The organism is Vagococcus zengguangii, from assembly GCF_005145005.1.
Classification (GTDB): Bacteria; Bacillota; Bacilli; order Lactobacillales; family Vagococcaceae; genus Vagococcus_A; species Vagococcus_A zengguangii.
On the sequence record NZ_CP039712.1, the window covers coordinates 527,290 to 546,173 of the forward strand.

Consider the following 18,884-nt stretch of genomic DNA (forward strand, 5'->3'; position numbering starts at 1 on the left):
GCACGATGACGAAAATTGTGTAACAATTTTTGAGAGTCGTGCCATATTACCGAGGAAGTTGCTCATGAAATCCGGATTAAGTTAGAGTGATTGAAAGCGCGCTTAGCTCCGATAAAAATCTCAAATACGACGAAAATATTGTAAATGTTTTTGAGAGTATTTAGATTTTTATGAGGAGTTGCGCTTGAAATCCGGATTACATAAGGTACTTGAAAGAGCTACTCTTGAAAGCTCGTCAATTAGAGTGATTGAATGAGCGTTTAGCTTCCGAGTAATAAGCGCACGTTGCTTATTAAACTCTCTCTTAACACGCTAAATATTATCCAAAAGTGAGTGGGTATTGTTGCCTGCTCACTTTTGCTTTTAAAGAATCTATTTAAATTGTTTAAATTGCTTTTTTTTTTGCCGGTCATTATGTAAAATGAGTAGGTATAGTGACAAGGAAGGAACAATATCGTCATGAAAAAAATCAATAAATTATCAAAAGAAACAATGAATAAAAAGCTATCTTCCATCCCTTTTCGATTGAATGTTCTGTTTTTTATTGTGTTTGGTTTGTTTGTTGCGCTAATTGGTCAATTAGCTTATCTACAAATTTTTAACAAGGACTATTTTGTCGATCGGATTAAATCAGGAGCAACAAGTGTGGTAGAAAGTCAAGCACCTCGCGGGATGATTTATGATGCGAACGGAAAAGTTCTCGTAAGTAATAAAGCGAAATCAGCGATTATTTTTACAAAAGGTAAAAATATGACAGCTGAACAAATACTACAGGCTGTCTATCAAATAAATGATATTATTACTGTCACACCTGATAAGTTATCAAAACGTGATAAACAAGATTTTTGGTTGGCGAGTGAAGAAAATATCAAAACCGCGCGCGCACGTTTTACTGACAAAGAAAAAGAAACGGCTAAACAATTAAGTAATGCGGAAGAATATCAAATGGTTGTCGAGAAAGTGACCGATGAGGATATTGATTTTAATGACCGTCAATTAGCCGCTGCGTCAATTTTTAAAAGAATCAATGCTGCGTACGCGTTACAACCGATTTTTATTAAGAATGAAGGGGTAACGAAAGAAGAAATCGCCCTAGTTGGGGAAAATCGTACGAAGATTCCAGGATTATCAACTGGCTATGATTGGGAACGTGAATATCCAGAAGACGGTATGTTGAAAACAGTTTTAGGAACAGTTTCAACAGATAAATCAGGGTTGCCTGATTCAAGCTTAGATTCTTATTTAGCAAAAGGATACTCATTAAATGATCGAGTTGGGATTAGTTATATTGAAAAAGCCTATGAATCTGTGCTTAAAGGAAGTAAAACACGTTCTGAAGTTAAACTTAATGATCAAAATGAAATTACTGATCAACGTGAAGTTTTTGCAGGACAAAAAGGCGAAAACTTAATGTTAACTATTGACATTGATTTCCAAAATAAAGTGGAAGACATTGTTGAATCAGAGTATCGTCGTGTGATGTCTGAAGGGAAAGCCCAGTATTCAGAAGGAGCTTACGCCGTTGCGATTAATCCACAAACGGGTGAAGTATTGTCGATGGTTGGCTTTCAAAAAGATGAAGATGGTGAGTTAAGTGATGATACACTAGGAACGATTAATAAAGCTTTCGTACCAGGGTCAAGTATTAAGGGAGCTACTATTATGGCGGGGTATCAAAATGGTGTTTTACAGCCTAATGAAACCTTAATTGATGAACCTTTACGCTTTATCGATGGTACCATCAAAGCCTCATTATTCAACCCTGCTACTAATGGAGCGCAAGTACCGATTAATTCAGAGGATGCTTTAATGCTTTCTTCTAACGTGTACATGATGAAAATAGCATTACGTTTAATGGGGACAGAGTATTCTAATAAAATGAGTTTACCTGAACGTACTGATGTTTTTGAAACCTTACGTAAAACATATCGAGAGTTTGGCTTAGGAACAGAAACAGGCATTGATATTCCTGGTGAATCTTCTTGGTTATCCCCTACTAATTATTATGATGATAATGGTAATCTATTATATGGACGTATGGGTAACTTGCTTGATCTATCGTTCGGTAACTTTGATACTTATACGACCATGCAGTTAGCGCAATATGTGTCAACTGTTGCTAATGGTGGGTATCGTATTGCGCCAAGATTAGTCAAGGGGATTTACAATAATGATGAAACAGGCAGTCTGGGTACGTTAGAAAAACAATTTCAACCGACTATCTTAAACGAAATTAGGGATAAAGAAGATTTAGATATTATTCAACAAGGTTTTTATGACGTGGTAAATAGTTCTGATGGTAGACGAACAGGTTCACGTTTACAAACTAGCAAGTATAAAGTAGCAGCTAAAACAGGGACGGCCGAGACGCCAATATTGGATCCTAATGATTCTGAAAGTTTAATTAGTCTTAATAGTTATACGGTAGTTGCTTATAATTATGATGAGAATCCAGAAATTGCAGTTGCCGTAATGTTGCCACATATGAAAGAGGATAAAACGGGAACGAACTTGAATATTGCGCGCGAAATTTTGGATGCTTATTACGAGAAAACACACTAATTTTTTTGTAAAGTAGAAGTACTTAACAAAATTTGCAAAAAGGCTAGCCAACAGCAAAAAATCATGGTAATATATTCAAGTGTGAGACAACAGATGAACTCATAAAAATATGAAATGATAGTTTGGAGGGAAACAACATGCGCGTACACATTACTTTAGAATGTACTGAATGTAAAGAACGTAACTACTTATCAAATAAAAACAAACGTAACAACCCAGACCGTATCGAAGTTAAAAAATACTGTCCACGTGAACGTAAAGTTACTTTACACAGAGAAACTAAATAATCGTTACAACTATAAGCTGGCAATCTTCTTAATAGAAGGTGCTAGCTTTTTTGTCTTTAATCGTTTAATAAAAATGTTATACTAGCTATAATAAATAGTCCGAAGAATAGGTGGAAGCAATGATCCAAAAAGTAACGGCAATTAGTGAGGAACAGTTAGAACAGATAACAGCGATTTGGTTGAAAACTAATATTGAGGTTCATGACTATATTGATCCCAGTTATTGGCACAATCATCTAAGCTATTTACGAGAAGAATTACCAAATGTTACATTATTTATATCACTTAATGATAATCAACAAATGATGGGTTTCATTGGTATAGATGACGGCTATGTTGCTGGATTATTCGTCGGTAAATCCCACCGAAATCAAGGAATTGGTAAGGAATTAATCCGTGCAGCACAAGCAGAAAATCAGTCCTTAATTTTATCAGTTTATAGAAAAAATAAAGAAGCTATCGCCTTTTATGAATCACAAGGTTTTGTGATTATTGAAGAACAGATAGACAAAATAACACAAGAAAAAGAATATGTAATGAAATGGCAACAAAGTATACAAGAAAATAGATAGTTAGTAAAGGAAATAATAGCTATTTTCCATGATTAACATAAACAGATTAATAAGTTAAAAAAGAGATATAGGAGTATATTATGATTACAATTAGGCAAATTGCTAAAGAAGCTGGAGTATCTAAAAGTACTGTTTCTAGATATTTAAATGACGGCTATGTTAGTGAGAAAACAGCTGAAAAAATTAAGAAAGTTATTGAGGAAAATAATTATTCTCCCAATGAGTTTGCTAGAAATTTAAAATATGAAAAGAGTAAGTTTATCGGAGTAGTAATTCCTCGAATTGATTCTCCTTCAACGACTAGTATGTTAGCAGGAGTGGAAAAAATTTCTAGAGAACATGACTATCAGATTTTAATTTCTAATACCGACTTAGATGATCAACGCGAAATCGAAAGTATTTATAGCCTCGTTCAAAACAAAGTAGCGGGTATCATTGTTTTTGCGACAAAAATAACGGATGAACATTTAGCGCTACAAAATAAAATTGAGATTCCCATAATTTTTGTAGGACAGCAACATCCTGATATTTATTCAGTTATTCATGATAATTTTCAGGCCGGACAATTATTAGCCTCAAATTTATTAAAGTTTAATCATCAAAAAGTACGCTATATTGGTGTATCCAAAACCGATTATTCTGTCGGTGTTCAACGAAAAAAAGGCGTGGTATCAACTTTCATAGCACAAGGTATTCAAGTAGAAGAGATTGAATCAAGTTTTAGAACAATGGCCAATTATGAATTAGCTAAACAATTGCTGCAAGATAAAACTTACACGCTTTATGTAACAGCAACTGACAATATGGCGATTGGTTTTTACCGAGCAGCGTTTGACTTAGGTTTAATAGTGGGACAAGATATTTCAATTGCAGGTTTTGGTGGCTATATGTTTAGTGAATTTTTAACGCCACCGTTAACAACGATTGATTTCCATCATGAAAAAGTTGGCGAGCAAGCGATGGCGAATTTATTAGACTTAATTGTTGGTAATTCAACGATTAAGGAATCGATTGTACCAGTATCCTACCAAGAAAGAAAAAGTGTTATTAAATTGTAGTTGACAGCGCATTCATTAAATGATAAATTACAGGTAACTACTTAAGGGACCGGTCCCTTAAGTTTTTATCTGGAACAATATGGGACCGGTCCCGTAAAATGATAGGAGGAAAAAAAGTGGAAAACAACCAAATTGCAAAAAAAGTCATTGAGTATGTTGGAGGAGAAGAAAACATTGTAAGCGTGGCCCATTGTGCGACAAGATTACGCGTGATGGTACAAGATGAGTCATTAATTCAAAAAGAGAAAGTTGAATCATTGGATAAAGTTAAAGGAGCCTTTTTCAACTCTGGTCAATATCAAATTATTTTTGGAACAGGAACAGTCAATAAAATTTATGATGAAGTTTCCAAATTAGGTATTGGAACAGTAGCAAAATCAGAACAAAAAGTTGCCAACGATGGTAATTGGTTCAAACGCGGAATTCGCGTATTTGGAGATGTTTTTGTCCCGATAATTCCAGTATTAGTTGCAACTGGTTTGTTTATGGGGTTACGTGGATTATTAACCCAACCGCAAGTACTAGGTTTATTTGGTTTAGCACCAGAATCAATTAATGAAAATTTCTTGTTATATACACAAGTTTTAACTGATACAGCCTTTGCTTTTTTACCAGCGTTAGTTGCATGGTCAACGTTTAAAGTTTTTGGTGGTAGTCCAGTTATCGGGATTGTATTAGGGTTAATGCTAGTAAGCCCGTCATTACCAAACGCGTATGCCGTTGCGGCAGGAACAGCGGAACCTATTATGTTGTTTAATTTTATTCCAATCGTTGGTTATCAAGGAACGGTCTTACCAGCCTTTATTTCAGGAATTATAGGGGCTAATTTAGAAAAACGATTACGTAAAATTGTCCCGGATACATTTGATTTGTTAGTGACGCCGTTTGTTACGTTGTTGATTATGAGTTTGTTATCATTATTAGTTATTGGTCCTATTTTCCATTCATTCGAGACAGTTGTGCTAAATGCTACTGAATGGATTTTAGCGTTGCCATTTGGATTAGCGGGTATTATTATTGGTGGTTTAAACCAAGTGATTGTTGTGACGGGGGTTCACCATATTTTCAATTTCTTAGAAGTCCAATTATTAACTAATACAGGAAGCAACCCGTTTAATGCGATTATTACGTCAGGAATGGCTGCCCAAGGTGGTGCGACATTAGCAGTCGGCTTGAAAACAAAATCTAAAAAATTAAAAGCATTAGCATTCCCATCTGCTTTATCAGCGTTATTAGGAATTACTGAACCGGCGATTTTTGGTGTGAATTTAAGATATGTTAAACCATTCTTAATGGGCTTAATCGGTGGTGCAGTTGGTGGTTTCTTAGCCAATATTCTGAAATTAGCTGGGACAGGGATGTCTATTACGGTTATTCCAGGAACCTTATTATATTTAAACAATCAATTGTTCTCTTATATTTTAGTTAATGTGATAGCCATCGCTGTTGGTTTCTTATTAACTTACTTTTTCGGATTCAAAGACGAGCAATTAAAGGGAGAGTAGTATGTTAGATGGTGTTGTAAAGAGTTCTAAATATGCCTCAAGTTATCATATTACCCCGTTAGAAGGGCTGTTAAATGATCCAAATGGTTTAATTTGTTTTAAAGGAATCTATCATGTTTTTTATCAATGGAATGCAACGGGGACTACTCATGAAAATAAATCATGGGGCCATCTTATTTCAAAAGATTTGGTTAATTGGGAACGTTTAGCGCCAGCCTTAGTGCCGTCTGAATATTATGATAAAAACGGTGTCTATTCAGGAACAGCAGTTGAAAAAGATAATTTACTTTATCTGTTTTATACTGGTAATGTCATTAATGAGGATGGAAGTAAAGTTAGTTATCAGTGCTATGCAACATCAGAAGACGGAATAGTTTTTGAAAAGCATGGTCCAATGTTTGAACATCCTCCAGGCTATACGCGACATGTCCGTGATCCTAAAGTCTGGTTTGAGGAAGAAGAGCAACTGTGGTATTTAATACTCGGAGCACAAACAGAGGATGAAATGGGTACTGCTATTTATTATACGTCACGTGATTTAAAGGAATGGACTTTTGGTGGTGAAATGTTTTCACCAGAGGAATTGGCAAAACTCTCACAAAGAGGTTTTATGTGGGAGTGTCCTGATATTGTCACGCTTAATAATCAGCGTGTATTCATATATTCACCTCAAGGAATAGAAGCACAAAGTAATCGTTATTTGAATATTTATCAATCAGCTTACTTAACAATCAAAAAGAATCAACAAACGTTTATGATAGAGCATCCAGAAATAGTGGAATTAGATCATGGCTTTGAATTTTACGCGCCTCAAACTTTTGTTGATAAAAATGGTAATCAGCTGATGTTCGCTTGGATGGGTGTAATGCCACCTGAAGTCGAACAAACGCAGCCGACAATTGCAGAAGGATGGGTTCATCAGTTGACGATTCCAAGAGTATTAACTTTTGAAAACGGCAAGTTGTATCAAAGACCTGCCCAACAATTGAGCACGCTTAGACAATCTAAGCAAGTGTTTTCTATAGAAAATAAGTGGGAGATTAAGCCTAAGTCGATGGCTTTAGAAGTGGACGCTATTTTTGAAGAAGCCAGTGGTGATTTTGAGTGGAAGATTAAAGAATCGACCCAGATCACTTATCAACAAAAAAATAAGCGCTTAGTCATTTCGCGTTTAAATTGGTTCACAAAGCTGCCCGAACAACGCATTATTGAACTTGAAGATGATTTAAAAGTATTACGTCTATTCATCGATGGCTCATCACTTGAAGTTTTTGTAAATGAGGGGGAAGCCGTTGCCTCGTTACGATATTTTGATAATAGTAATAATCGTTTAAGCTATCATGGAACTAACCAAGGGCAAGTCACAATTTACGAATTAAAAGGAGAGAAATAAAATGTTGGGAGCAATAGAAGCTGGCGGGACAAAATTTGTTTGTGCCGTGAGTGATGATCAGCTTAATATCGTTGAGCGAATTAGTATTCCAACTGAGACGCCAACCGAAACATTAGCCCAAGTTTTTGCTTTTTTTGATCGATATCCTATTAAAAGTATGGGAGTTGGTTCGTTTGGTCCAATTGATATTAATGAAGCATCTGCAACGTATGGCTACATTACATCGACGCCAAAAATCAAATGGCAAGATGTTGATTTATTAGGTCAACTAAAAGCTAGATATGACGTCCCAATGGCGTGGACAACCGATGTCAATGCAGCAGCTTACGGTGAACTTATTTTGGGAGCTGCTAACGGCAAGTCTAGCTGTCTGTATTTAACTATTGGAACAGGTGTTGGTGGTGGGGCTATTGTTAATGGTGAAATATTACACGGATTCGGTCATCCTGAAATGGGGCATATTAAAGTGAAACGCATGGAAAGTGATGAATTTGAGGGGATTTGTCCGTTCCATGGTGATTGTGTAGAAGGATTAGTAGCAGGTCCTGCGCTTGAAGCAAGAGTTGGCATGAAAGGTCAGCAAGTTCCTGAAAATCATTACGTCTGGCGTACTCAAGCCTATTATATAGCTCAGGCCTTAATGAATTATTCATTGGTATTGTCTCCAGAAGTGATTGTTTTAGGGGGCGGTGTCATGCACCAACAACAACTTTTTCCATTAATACGAAAAGAATTAAAACGGTTAATGGCTGACTATGTGGCACTTCCTGAGATGGAAGCCTTTGTTGTACCCACTATGTTAGGTAATAATAGTGGAATTATTGGATGTCTCGCTTTAGCAAAAGAAAAAAACAACAAGTAGTATGAATAAGAGTTCAAAACAGTAATGTGTTTTGAACTCTTATTTTTTCTCTAATTTTTCTACGGATAAATCATTAACTATCAATATTTTCAGATTAGAATATTCTCATTTTATGTGCGCTTTCTGGCTACTAGGTAGACTATAACTCTAATTACTAATCAGTAATCGCTTAGAAAACACTTCGTTAAAAATCAGAAATTCATATCACAATAACTTATATTATAGGGCAAATATTAATATGGAGCTCATTAAAATGTTTGTAATTTGTGGGTATTAATTAAAAATAAGAAAAAGATTAAAAAAATCTCATTTTTCTATTGCGATTATCATTAAGATAAGGTAAGATTATCTTATCAAATTTTAATTTAAAGATTAATCGAATGTCTAATAGGGGGAGAATTATATGAAGAAAAAGAGAATTTTAGGTTACTTGTCAATCGTGACACTTTCTACGTTAGCTTTAGCAGCTTGTGGTAATGATAAAGGGGCTGACAAAGACAAAGACAAAGAAGCGCAAACTGAAAGTGTTTTACCGATTAAAGTAGCTAACGATGGAAAAGCAATCGATGGTCAAACTTTAGAGGTCGGCGTGGTAATGGATACACAGTTTAAAGGATTATTCTTGTGGGAATTATACACTGATGCGTATGATGCTGAATTCATGTCACCATCTCACCAATCATTATTCTCAACAGATGCTGACTTTGTTATTACGAACGACGGAATTGCTGGTTTAGAATTAGATCAAGATGCTAAAAAAGCAACCATTACTATTTTGAAAGATGCTAAATGGTCAGACGGCGAACCATTAACTGCTGACGATATCATTTATCCATATGAAATCATCGGACACAAAGATTATACGGGTGTACGTTATGACGATACAATGACAAGAATTGTTGGTATGGAAGAATACCACGATGGAAAAGCTGATACAATTTCAGGTATTAAGAAAATTGACGATAAAACAGTTGAAATTAGCTATAAAGAAGTTAACCCAGGTATGTTACAAGCTGGTGGTGGTGTTTGGTCATACGCAGCACCTAAACATCAGTTGAAAGATATCGCAATCAAAGATTTAGAATCTGCAGCTGAAGTACGTAAAAACCCTGTAACATTAGGACCATACAAAATGTCTAAAATTGTTGCTGGTGAATCAGTTGAGTACGTGCCAAATGAGCATTATTATGAAGAAACTGGTGGCTTAGATAAGATTGTCTTTACAGCTGTTCCTTCTGCATCATCTGTAGAAGCTTTAAAAGCTAAGAAATATGACTTTATGTTATCAATGCCAACAGATACATTCCCATCATATGAGAAAATTGAAGGCTACGAAAACTTAGGCCGTCAAGAGTTATCATACACTTATATTGGATTTAAACTTGGTAAATGGGATGATGAGAAGAAAGAAGTAGCAACGGATCCAAATGCTAAAATGGCTGATAAATCATTACGTCAAGCAATGGGTTATGCTATCAATAATGACCAAGTAGGTGAGAAATTCTACAATGGTTTACGTTCTAATGCTTCAACATTAATTCCACCAGTATTTGCTGGCTTCCACGATAGCTCTATTGAAGGTTACTCTCAAGATAAAGATAAAGCGAAAAAATTATTAGCTGATGCTGGCTACAAAGATACTGACAACGATGGTTTCGTAGAAGACAAAGATGGTAAACCATTGGTAATTAAATTCGCATCTATGGACGGTGGCGAAACTGCACAACCATTAGCGGATTACTACATGCAAGAGTGGAAAGAAATTGGATTAAATGTTGAATTATCAACAGGTCGTTTAATTGACTTCCAATCATTCTACGATAAAGTACAAAATGATGATTCAGAAATCGATGTTTACCAAGCAGCTTGGGGAACGGGTTCTGACCCATCACCATCTGGATTATACAGCCGTAATGCACAATACAACTACACTCGTTTCTCTAGTGAAGAAAATGATAAATTATTAGCAGCGATTGATTCAGCTGATTCATTTGACCCAGAAAAACGTAAAGAAGCCTTCTCAGCATGGCAAGAATATGCTAAAGAAGAAGCGTTTGTAATACCGACTCTATACCGTAACGAAGTGTTACCAGTTAACCAACGTGTAACAGGTCTGGACTGGTCTAACGACAACTATGATCTATGGGCTAAGATTGGTGTTAGTGAAGACGCTAGAAAATAATTAACACACTTATAAACGGAAAGTTTCGGCTTTCCGTTTTTTTTATGTTTATTCTAGTTAGTTTTATTTCAAAAACGACTAAAAAGCAGTATAATGAAAGAGTATGTAATTTTATAGAAAAGGACAGGATGTTATGAATGAAAAACTAATTAGTACCCTAAGAGAGAAGTATGAGATTACTTTTACAGAGAGTATGTTATTAGAGCAAGCCTTTACTCATTCATCTTATGTAAATGAGCATCGCAATTTGAAGCAAAGCGATTATGAACGATTAGAGTTTTTAGGAGATGCAACATTGGAGTTGTTAATTTCTGAATTTCTGTTTAATTGGTACCCTGATTTTCCAGAAGGCAAGTTAACAAAAATTCGTGCAACGATTGTTCGTGAAGAAAGCTTAGCGAAGTTTGCCCAAGAATGTGAGTTTGATCAATACATTCGTTTAGGCAAAGGGGAAGAAAATTCAAATGGTCGCAAACGTCCAGCTCTTCTATGTGATTTATTTGAAGCCTTTTTAGGGGCTTTATTATTGGATCAAGGGTTAGAAGCAGTTAGAAAGTTTTTAGCGATAGTTGTATTCCCTAAAATCGAAGCGGGTGTTTTTTTACATGAGATGGATTATAAGACTAATTTACAAGAAATTTTGCAAAAAAATGGTGATGTCATGATTAGTTATGAACTAGTAAAAGAAGAAGGACCAGCGCATGAACGTGAATTTTATGTTGCGGTTAAATTAAACAATGAAGTGATTGGCCAAGGTAAAGGGAAATCTAAGAAAAGTGCTGAGCAAGAAGCGGCACATCAAGCCATTCTTAATTTATCTGCACAAGAGTCAACTCAAAAGTAAGATTGAAAGGAGTCAATGACTCGTGTTTTTAAAGAGAATAGAAATTTCAGGATTTAAGTCATTTGCTGAACGTACGACGATTGAATTTAATCAAGGACTAACAGCAGTGGTAGGTCCTAATGGAAGTGGAAAGAGTAACATCACCGATGCGATTCGTTGGGTATTAGGTGAGCAGTCTGCCAAAAACCTTCGGGGTGGTAAGATGCCAGATGTGATATTTTCTGGAACGTCTAAACGTAAAGCCTTAAATATGGCAGAAGTGACGCTTGTATTAGACAATGAACATCACGAATTACCAATTGAATTTAGTGAAGTTAGTGTGACACGTCGCTTGAATCGTAGTGGTGACAGTGACTTCTTTATTAATAAACAAAGTTGTCGCTTAAAAGATATTACGGACTTATTTACGGACTCTGGTTTGGGAAAAGAATCATTCTCGATTATCTCCCAAGGGAAAGTTGAAGCGATTTTTAATAGTAAACCAGAAGACCGCCGTGGAGTCTTTGAAGAAGCAGCAGGAGTATTGAAATACAAACAACGTAAGACGCAAGCGGAAAATAAATTATTTGAAACCGAAGATAATTTAAACCGTGTTCAAGATATTATTTATGAATTAGAAAGTCAAGTTGAGCCTTTATTCCGTCAAAGTCAAACAGCTAAACGATATCAAGTCTTGAAAGAGCGTTTGACACAAATAGATGTGGCGGTGACGGTTCAAGATGTTGAGACCTATAAAGCACAGTGGGAAACAGCTAAGCAATCAATGACTAAAATCGACCAAGAGCTAAAAACCTTGTCGGAGCAAAAAGTCGAACATGAAGCTGCTATCCAAGGGTTACGTCAAGAGCGTGAAAACTATACGTTTTTATTAGACCAAACGCAACAAAAATTAATTGAAGTAACCGAGCAGGTCGAAAAAACAGAAGGGCAAAAAAATCTGATTTTTGAGCGTTCGCAAAATACGGAGAAGCTAGCAGCAGATTATAAAACAACAATTGAAGCGCTCAAAGAACGCGAAACCATTCTATTGGCTGAGATTAGTAAAATCACAGCTGGCATTGAAGAAAGTCTGGCTAATAAAGAGGCGCAAACCCAAAAAGTTAATGAAACTAAAGCCTTGTTAGAACGTTTCAGTCAAACAAGTGAAGAACAAATCGAAGATATTCGTAATGAGTATGTTGAAGTGATGCAAGAGCAAATCAACGTAAAGAACGACTTGAAACATTTAGAGCGTCAGTTTGAATTAGAATCATCACGCCACCAAAATGTTTTAGAGCGCCGTGAACGTATGCTCGCTAATGAACTTGACTTGGAGGAGCGTAAGGCAAACCAAGCGAAACAATTAAGTGAACACCAAGCGATGCTAAAAGAATTGTTGGAAGAGTATGCTTTGGTCGAGCGTAAACATCAATTTGCGCAAGAACAATTACAAAGCCAACAAATGAGTTTACAAAATGGTAAGAGTCTATTACAACAGGCTATTTCTCGTCAATCTACCTTGAAAGATTTACAAGAAAACTACACCGGTTTTTATCAAGGGGTCCGTGCCATTTTGAAACAAAAAAAACAATTAACTGGTATTGTAGGTGCGGTGGCTGAATTAGTAACAGTTCCAAGTGAATTAGTAACCGCTATTGACACTGTACTAGGTGGTAGTGCCCAAAGTGTCATCGTTGAAGATGAAAAAGCTGGTCGTCAAGCTATTAATTATTTGAAACAAAAACGTCTTGGACGTGCAACCTTCTTACCATTAACGACAATTAAACCGCGTACCATCAATGCTGTCCAATATGACCGTATTGTTAGTCAACCAGGTTTTGTGGGTGTGGCGAGCCAGTTAGTCAAATGCGAAGATAAAATCCGAAATGTTGTCGATAATTTACTAGGGACAACGTTAATTGCTGATGATTTAGAAAGTGCTAATAATCTTGCGCGCACGTTGAATTTCCAGTACCGTGTTGTCTCACTTGACGGAGATTTGATGAATCCAGGTGGTTCGATGACCGGTGGAGCAGTACAGAGTGGTAAAAAAGGTAGTTTGTTGGCCGTTTCTGGTGAACTAGAAACGTTAACCACACAAATTGCAGATATGGAAAGCATGTTAACGAAGCACCAACAGCGTGTCGAACGTTTATTAGTGGAAACAAGTGAGTTAAAAGAATCGCTAGCAGTTAAACGCCAAGATGGTGAAGAGGCCCGATTTAAAGAACAATCATTATCCAATGAATTATTAATGATTGAAAAAGAATGGGACAATTTGCAACGTGAAAAAGAAGGTTTTGAGTTTGAAACCAAAGATGTGACGCAGTTCTTTGAAGAATACGATACTAGTAAAGCCGCTTTGGAGCGCGAATTAACCGAATTAACGGCTAAGATGACTGAACTAGATACCTTACTAAAAACAGTTACCAATGAAGCAACGTCACTTGAAGCTAAGAGAAGTGAATATCAAGCACTGTATCATGAACAAGTCAGTGAATTAGCTATTATGAAACAAAAAGTGACGCATCAAGAAGAAACAATGACAGAACGTCAAGCTTCTTTAGGCCAATTACGTCGTGAATTACGTGCAGTGGAAGAACGTCTAGCTCTATTAACGAATCGAGAACAGCTTGATCAATTAGATCCTGAAAAGCTTGAGCAACAAATGATGGCGTTAGTTGCTGATAAAGAAGCAATCCAAGCCGAGATGGCACGTCTAAAAGTGAATCGTGACGAAACACAAGCACAATTAGATGAAGAAGAGCAAGCAAGCCTAGAAGTGAACGAATCATTACGTCAATTGTATGAAAACAAATCAGAAGTCGATGTCACTCTTTCAATGAGTGGCAGTCATCTTGATCGTAGTTTGAAATATTTACAAGAAGATTACCAAATGACGTATGAATGGGCGAAAGCTCACTATCCATTTGATTTGGAAGTGAAAGACAATGCTCGTGATGAAGTCAAAGAGTTAAAACTTGAAATTGAAGCGTTAGGTCCAATCAATTTAGAGGCAATTACACAGTATGAACAAGTAAAAGAGCGTTATGATTTCTTAACCGTTCAGCGTGACGATTTATTGACTGCTAAAGATTCACTGTTCCAAACAATGAATGAGATGGATGAAACTGTAAAAGTGCGCTTTGAAGAAATATTTGTCGGTATTCAAGCGAAGTTTAGAGAAACTTTCCCTAAAATGTTTGGAGGCGGGCATGCTGATTTAGTTCTAACTGATCCAGAGAACTTATTAACAACGGGGATTGACATTGTGGCACAACCACCAGGTAAAAAACTACAAAACTTAAGTTTATTATCAGGAGGGGAACGTGCGTTGACCGCGATTGCGTTATTATTCTCAATCATTCAAGTTCGCCCAGTACCTTTCTGTGTACTTGATGAGGTTGAGGCGGCGCTTGATGAAGCAAACGTTACACGTTTTGGTAAGTATCTAAGTTTATTTGAAAAAGAAACGCAATTTATCGTGATTACTCACCGTAAAGGTACAATGGAATCGGCCGATGTTTTATATGGTGTAACGATGCAAGAATCAGGCGTTTCAAGTATTGTATCAGTTAAACTTGAAGAATTGTCGAATGAGCTAGTTCCTGAAAGATAGTGAATAAAGGAGACAAAAATTGATTAAATTAATAGCAATTGATTTAGATGGCACGTTATTGAATTCAGATAAAAAAGTTAGTGATGAAAATAAACAGGCCATTGCAGCAGCAAAAGCAAAAGGTGTTAAAGTCATGTTATGCACAGGTAGACCGTTGAAATCGGTCTTACCCTTATTAGAAGAATTAAATTTAATGGATGAAGGCGACTATTCCATTACTTTGAATGGTGGCCTAATCCAAAGTAATCATGATGGCCACGTATTGTCTGAGATAGTGTTGGATGGTACACGTGTTCAAGATGTGTATCAATTAACTTCTTCTCTTGACTTGACGTTAGATGTCATTTCTAGAGGCACAGTATTACGTGCTACTCCGACTTCTAAGAACCATCCGTCGGTTTATCATGAGTTAAATAAAGTTTTAACGTTTGATGAAAAGCCGGTTGTGGATTTTACAGCTCACGATCATGTTAATAAAATGGTATGTACGAGCTTTGATCCTGACTATTTAACAGAACAGATGAAAAAGATTCCAACTGAGTATTTTGAATGTTACAACATCGTTCGTTCAGGTTCGTATTTATTTGAATTTGTTGAAAAAACTGTTTCTAAAGCAGCTGGTATGGCACAACTAGGTCGTATGTTGATGATTGACCAAAGCGAGATGATGGCTTTAGGTGATGAAGAAAATGATGCTTCAATGATTGAATACGCAGGCTTAGGTGTGGCAATGGGAAATGCAACTGAGCAAATTAAACAATTGGCACAATTCGAAACAAAAACAAATGATGAGCATGGCGTGGCTTATGCTATCAATAAATTTGTGCTAGAAGCTTAACGATAAGCTTAAAATAGGAGGAAATAAATGGGTATTTTTGATAAGTTAAAAAATGTCTTTAACAAAAATGAAACACCAGAACCAATCACAGAAACACAAGAAAAGATGGATAAAGGACTAGAAAAAACTAGAAAAACCTTTGGACAAATGATGAACGAATTAATGGCAAACTTTAGAAAAGTTGACGAAGACTTTTTTGAAGAGTTAGAAGAAACCTTAATTACAGCTGATGTAGGTTTTGAAACAGCGATGCGTATTACTGATGAATTAAGACAAGAAGTGAAGTTGCAAAACGCTAAAAAACCAGAAGAAGTTCAAAACGTAATCGTTGAGAAATTAGTAAGTATTTATGAAGAAAATGGTTTAGAAGAACAAAACGAAGTGAATTTACAATCAGAAGGGTTAAGTATTATCCTATTTGTTGGAGTTAATGGTGTTGGGAAAACAACCTCAATCGGTAAGTTGGCTAATCAATACCGCGAAGAAGGTAAGAAAGTGTTGTTAGCGGCAGCTGATACTTTCCGTGCCGGAGCGATTGATCAATTAATCGTATGGGGTGACCGTGCACAAGTGGATGTTGTTTATGGTCAAGCAGGTGGCGATCCAGCCTCAGTCGTTTTTGACGCTGTAAAACGCGCTAAAGACGAAGAAGCAGATATTTTATTAGTCGATACTGCTGGACGTTTACAAAATAAAGATCACTTAATGAAAGAATTGGAAAAAATTAAACGCATTATTCAACGCGAAGTACCAGATGCACCGCACGAAGTGTTACTAGTAGTTGATGCAACGACGGGACAAAATGCAATGGTCCAAGCAAAACAATTTAAAGAGACAACCGATGTAACAGGTCTAGTTTTAACTAAATTAGATGGAACAGCCAAAGGTGGCATGGTTCTTGCGATTCGTAATGAATTAAATCTACCCGTTAAGTTAGTTGGTCTGGGTGAGGGAATTAATGATTTACAACCCTTCAATCCATCCGAATTTGTATACGGCTTGTTTAAAGAGTTAATCGTAGCAGAAGATTAAGTCGAAATTTATTAATTATATAGAAGGAAAAGCGGTGTGACGAAATTAACGTCATACCGTTTTTCTATAAATACAATATTTTTACAAAAAAATTGTATTTATGCTTGCAATTTAATTGAATAAGACGTATGATATGTAAGTTGTCTCGAAAGAGATGAAAATTATCTAAAAATAATAATTCAACAATAAAAATTATTTTTAAATATTAGTTGACCTAGTCAACTAATCGTGCTATTATTTAGAAGTTGTCAGCGCAACAGCGTTGAAAAAACGAAATAAAAAAACTTTTAAAAAGTTGTTGACTTAGTCAACTGAACGTGATAAACTAATGGAGTTGTCACGAAAGACAACCGCTTAAAAAGTAGACCTTTGAAAACTGAACAATGAATAAGACAAACCAAATGTGTAGGGTGTTTTACAAAGTGTAAAACAAAACCAAGCAATTTTTAAATTTTAGTGAAGTAATTCGCTAGCAAACATAAATGAGCGACATCTTCGGATGTTATCAAAACTTTTTATTGAGAGTTTGATCCTGGCTCAGGACGAACGCTGGCGGCGTGCCTAATACATGCAAGTCGAACGCATTTTGTTTCATCGGAGCTTGCTCCACCGAAACAAAATGAGTGGCGGACGGGTGAGTAACACGTGGGTAACTTGCCCATCAGAGGGGGATAACACTTGGAAACAGGTGCTAATACCGCATAATTCTTTTGACCGCATGGTCGAATGATGAAAGGCGCTTTCGGGTGTCGCTGATGGATAGACCCGCGCTGCATTAGCTAGTTGGTGAGGTAACGGCTCACCAAGGCCATGATGCATAGCCGACCTGAGAGGGTGATCGGCCACACTGGGACTGAGACACGGCCCAGACTCCTACGGGAGGCAGCAGTAGGGAATCTTCGGCAATGGACGAAAGTCTGACCGAGCAACGCCGCGTGAGTGAAGAAGGTTTTCGGATCGTAAAACTCTGTTGTTAGAGAAGAACAAGCGTGAGAGTAACTGTTCACGCCTTGACGGTATCTAACCAGAAAGCCACGGCTAACTACGTGCCAGCAGCCGCGGTAATACGTAGGTGGCAAGCGTTGTCCGGATTTATTGGGCGTAAAGCGAGCGCAGGCGGTTTCTTAAGTCTGATGTGAAAGCCCTCGGCTCAACCGAGGAAGGTCATTGGAAACTGGGGAACTTGAGTGCAGAAGAGGAGAGTGGAATTCCATGTGTAGCGGTGAAATGCGTAGATATATGGAGGAACACCAGTGGCGAAGGCGACTCTCTGGTCTGTAACTGACGCTGAGGCTCGAAAGCGTGGGGAGCAAACAGGATTAGATACCCTGGTAGTCCACGCCGTAAACGATGAGTGCTAAGTGTTGGAGGGTTTCCGCCCTTCAGTGCTGCAGCTAACGCATTAAGCACTCCGCCTGGGGAGTACGGTCGCAAGACTGAAACTCAAAGGAATTGACGGGGGCCCGCACAAGCGGTGGAGCATGTGGTTTAATTCGAAGCAACGCGAAGAACCTTACCAGGTCTTGACATCCTTTGACCATTCTAGAGATAGAACTTTCCCTTCGGGGACAAAGTGACAGGTGGTGCATGGTTGTCGTCAGCTCGTGTCGTGAGATGTTGGGTTAAGTCCCGCAACGAGCGCAACCCTTATTGTTAGTTGCCATCATTAAGTTGGGCACTCTAGCAAGACTGCCGGTGACAAACCGGAGGAAGGTGGGGATGACGTCAAATCATCATGCCCCTTATGACCTGGGCTACACACGTGCTACAATGGACAGTACAACGAGTCGCAAGACCGCGAGGTCAAGCTAATCTCTTAAAGCTGTTCTCAGTTCGGATTGTAGGCTGCAACTCGCCTACATGAAGCCGGAATCGCTAGTAATCGCGGATCAGAACGCCGCGGTGAATACGTTCCCGGGCCTTGTACACACCGCCCGTCACACCACGGGAGTTTGTAACACCCAAAGTCGGTGAGGTAACCTTTTAGGAGCCAGCCGCCTAAGGTGGGATAGATAACTGGGGTGAAGTCGTAACAAGGTAGCCGTATCGGAAGGTGCGGCTGGATCACCTCCTTTCTAAGGAATATTACGGAATACACAGGTTAGGATTATTCATTGTCAGTTTTGAGAGGTTTACTCTCAAACATTCGTT

Annotated in this window: 12 protein-coding genes and 1 rRNA gene; all 13 read left to right on the forward strand. The window is 37.4% G+C overall.

The window, feature by feature from the left end; translation table 11 throughout:
* The first annotated feature begins 459 nt into the window (after window positions 1–459).
* The 13 genes from FA707_RS02510 (at window position 460) to FA707_RS02570 (ending at window position 18,808) form a co-directional block, all read left to right on the forward strand.
* Entirely contained in the window at window positions 460–2,562 is a 2,103-nt protein-coding gene (locus tag FA707_RS02510; protein ID WP_136952747.1) for a peptidoglycan D,D-transpeptidase FtsI family protein, read from the forward strand.
* 137 nt (window positions 2,563–2,699) lie between these two features.
* Window positions 2,700–2,849, forward strand: a complete 150-nt coding sequence (gene rpmG / locus FA707_RS02515; protein WP_135254264.1) for a 50S ribosomal protein L33 — start codon at window positions 2,700–2,702, stop codon at window positions 2,847–2,849.
* Between the two features lie 119 nt (window positions 2,850–2,968).
* Window positions 2,969–3,421: a GNAT family N-acetyltransferase gene (locus tag FA707_RS02520; RefSeq protein WP_136952748.1), complete on the forward strand. Its 453-nt coding sequence runs from the start codon at window positions 2,969–2,971 to the stop codon at window positions 3,419–3,421.
* Between the two features lie 80 nt (window positions 3,422–3,501).
* Window positions 3,502–4,479 carry a LacI family DNA-binding transcriptional regulator gene (locus FA707_RS02525; protein ID WP_136952749.1) on the forward strand — a complete coding sequence of 326 codons (978 nt, stop codon included), beginning with the start codon at window positions 3,502–3,504 and terminating at the stop codon, window positions 4,477–4,479.
* 116 nt (window positions 4,480–4,595) lie between these two features.
* The gene (locus FA707_RS02530; protein ID WP_136952750.1) at window positions 4,596–5,984 is read left to right on the forward strand and encodes a sucrose-specific PTS transporter subunit IIBC; all 1,389 of its coding nucleotides are present in this window, start codon (window positions 4,596–4,598) and stop codon (window positions 5,982–5,984) included.
* A gap of 1 nt (window position 5,985) precedes the next feature.
* Window positions 5,986–7,377, forward strand: a complete 1,392-nt coding sequence (locus tag FA707_RS02535) for a glycoside hydrolase family 32 protein (protein WP_136952751.1) — start codon at window positions 5,986–5,988, stop codon at window positions 7,375–7,377.
* Between the two features lies 1 nt (window position 7,378).
* Window positions 7,379–8,239 carry an ROK family protein gene (locus tag FA707_RS02540; RefSeq protein WP_136952752.1) on the forward strand — a complete coding sequence of 287 codons (861 nt, stop codon included), beginning with the start codon at window positions 7,379–7,381 and terminating at the stop codon, window positions 8,237–8,239.
* A 403-nt stretch (window positions 8,240–8,642) separates the two neighbouring features.
* Window positions 8,643–10,421, forward strand: a complete 1,779-nt coding sequence (locus tag FA707_RS02545) for an oligopeptide ABC transporter substrate-binding protein (protein ID WP_136952753.1) — start codon at window positions 8,643–8,645, stop codon at window positions 10,419–10,421.
* A gap of 133 nt (window positions 10,422–10,554) precedes the next feature.
* On the forward strand, window positions 10,555–11,265 hold the full coding sequence (gene rnc, locus FA707_RS02550) for a ribonuclease III (RefSeq protein ID WP_136952754.1): 711 nt from the start codon (window positions 10,555–10,557) through the stop codon (window positions 11,263–11,265).
* Between the two features lie 22 nt (window positions 11,266–11,287).
* The gene (gene smc / locus FA707_RS02555; RefSeq protein WP_136952755.1) at window positions 11,288–14,863 is read left to right on the forward strand and encodes a chromosome segregation protein SMC; all 3,576 of its coding nucleotides are present in this window, start codon (window positions 11,288–11,290) and stop codon (window positions 14,861–14,863) included.
* Window positions 14,864–14,882: 19 nt separating this feature from the next.
* Window positions 14,883–15,701 (forward strand): Cof-type HAD-IIB family hydrolase, encoded by an 819-nt coding sequence (locus tag FA707_RS02560; RefSeq protein ID WP_136952756.1) that lies wholly within the window; start codon window positions 14,883–14,885, stop codon window positions 15,699–15,701.
* A 27-nt stretch (window positions 15,702–15,728) separates the two neighbouring features.
* Window positions 15,729–16,733, forward strand: coding sequence for a signal recognition particle-docking protein FtsY (ftsY, locus tag FA707_RS02565; RefSeq protein ID WP_136952757.1), 1,005 nt, complete (start codon window positions 15,729–15,731; stop codon window positions 16,731–16,733).
* Between the two features lie 514 nt (window positions 16,734–17,247).
* Window positions 17,248–18,808 (forward strand): 16S ribosomal RNA (locus FA707_RS02570).
* Window positions 18,809–18,884 lie beyond the last annotated feature (76 nt).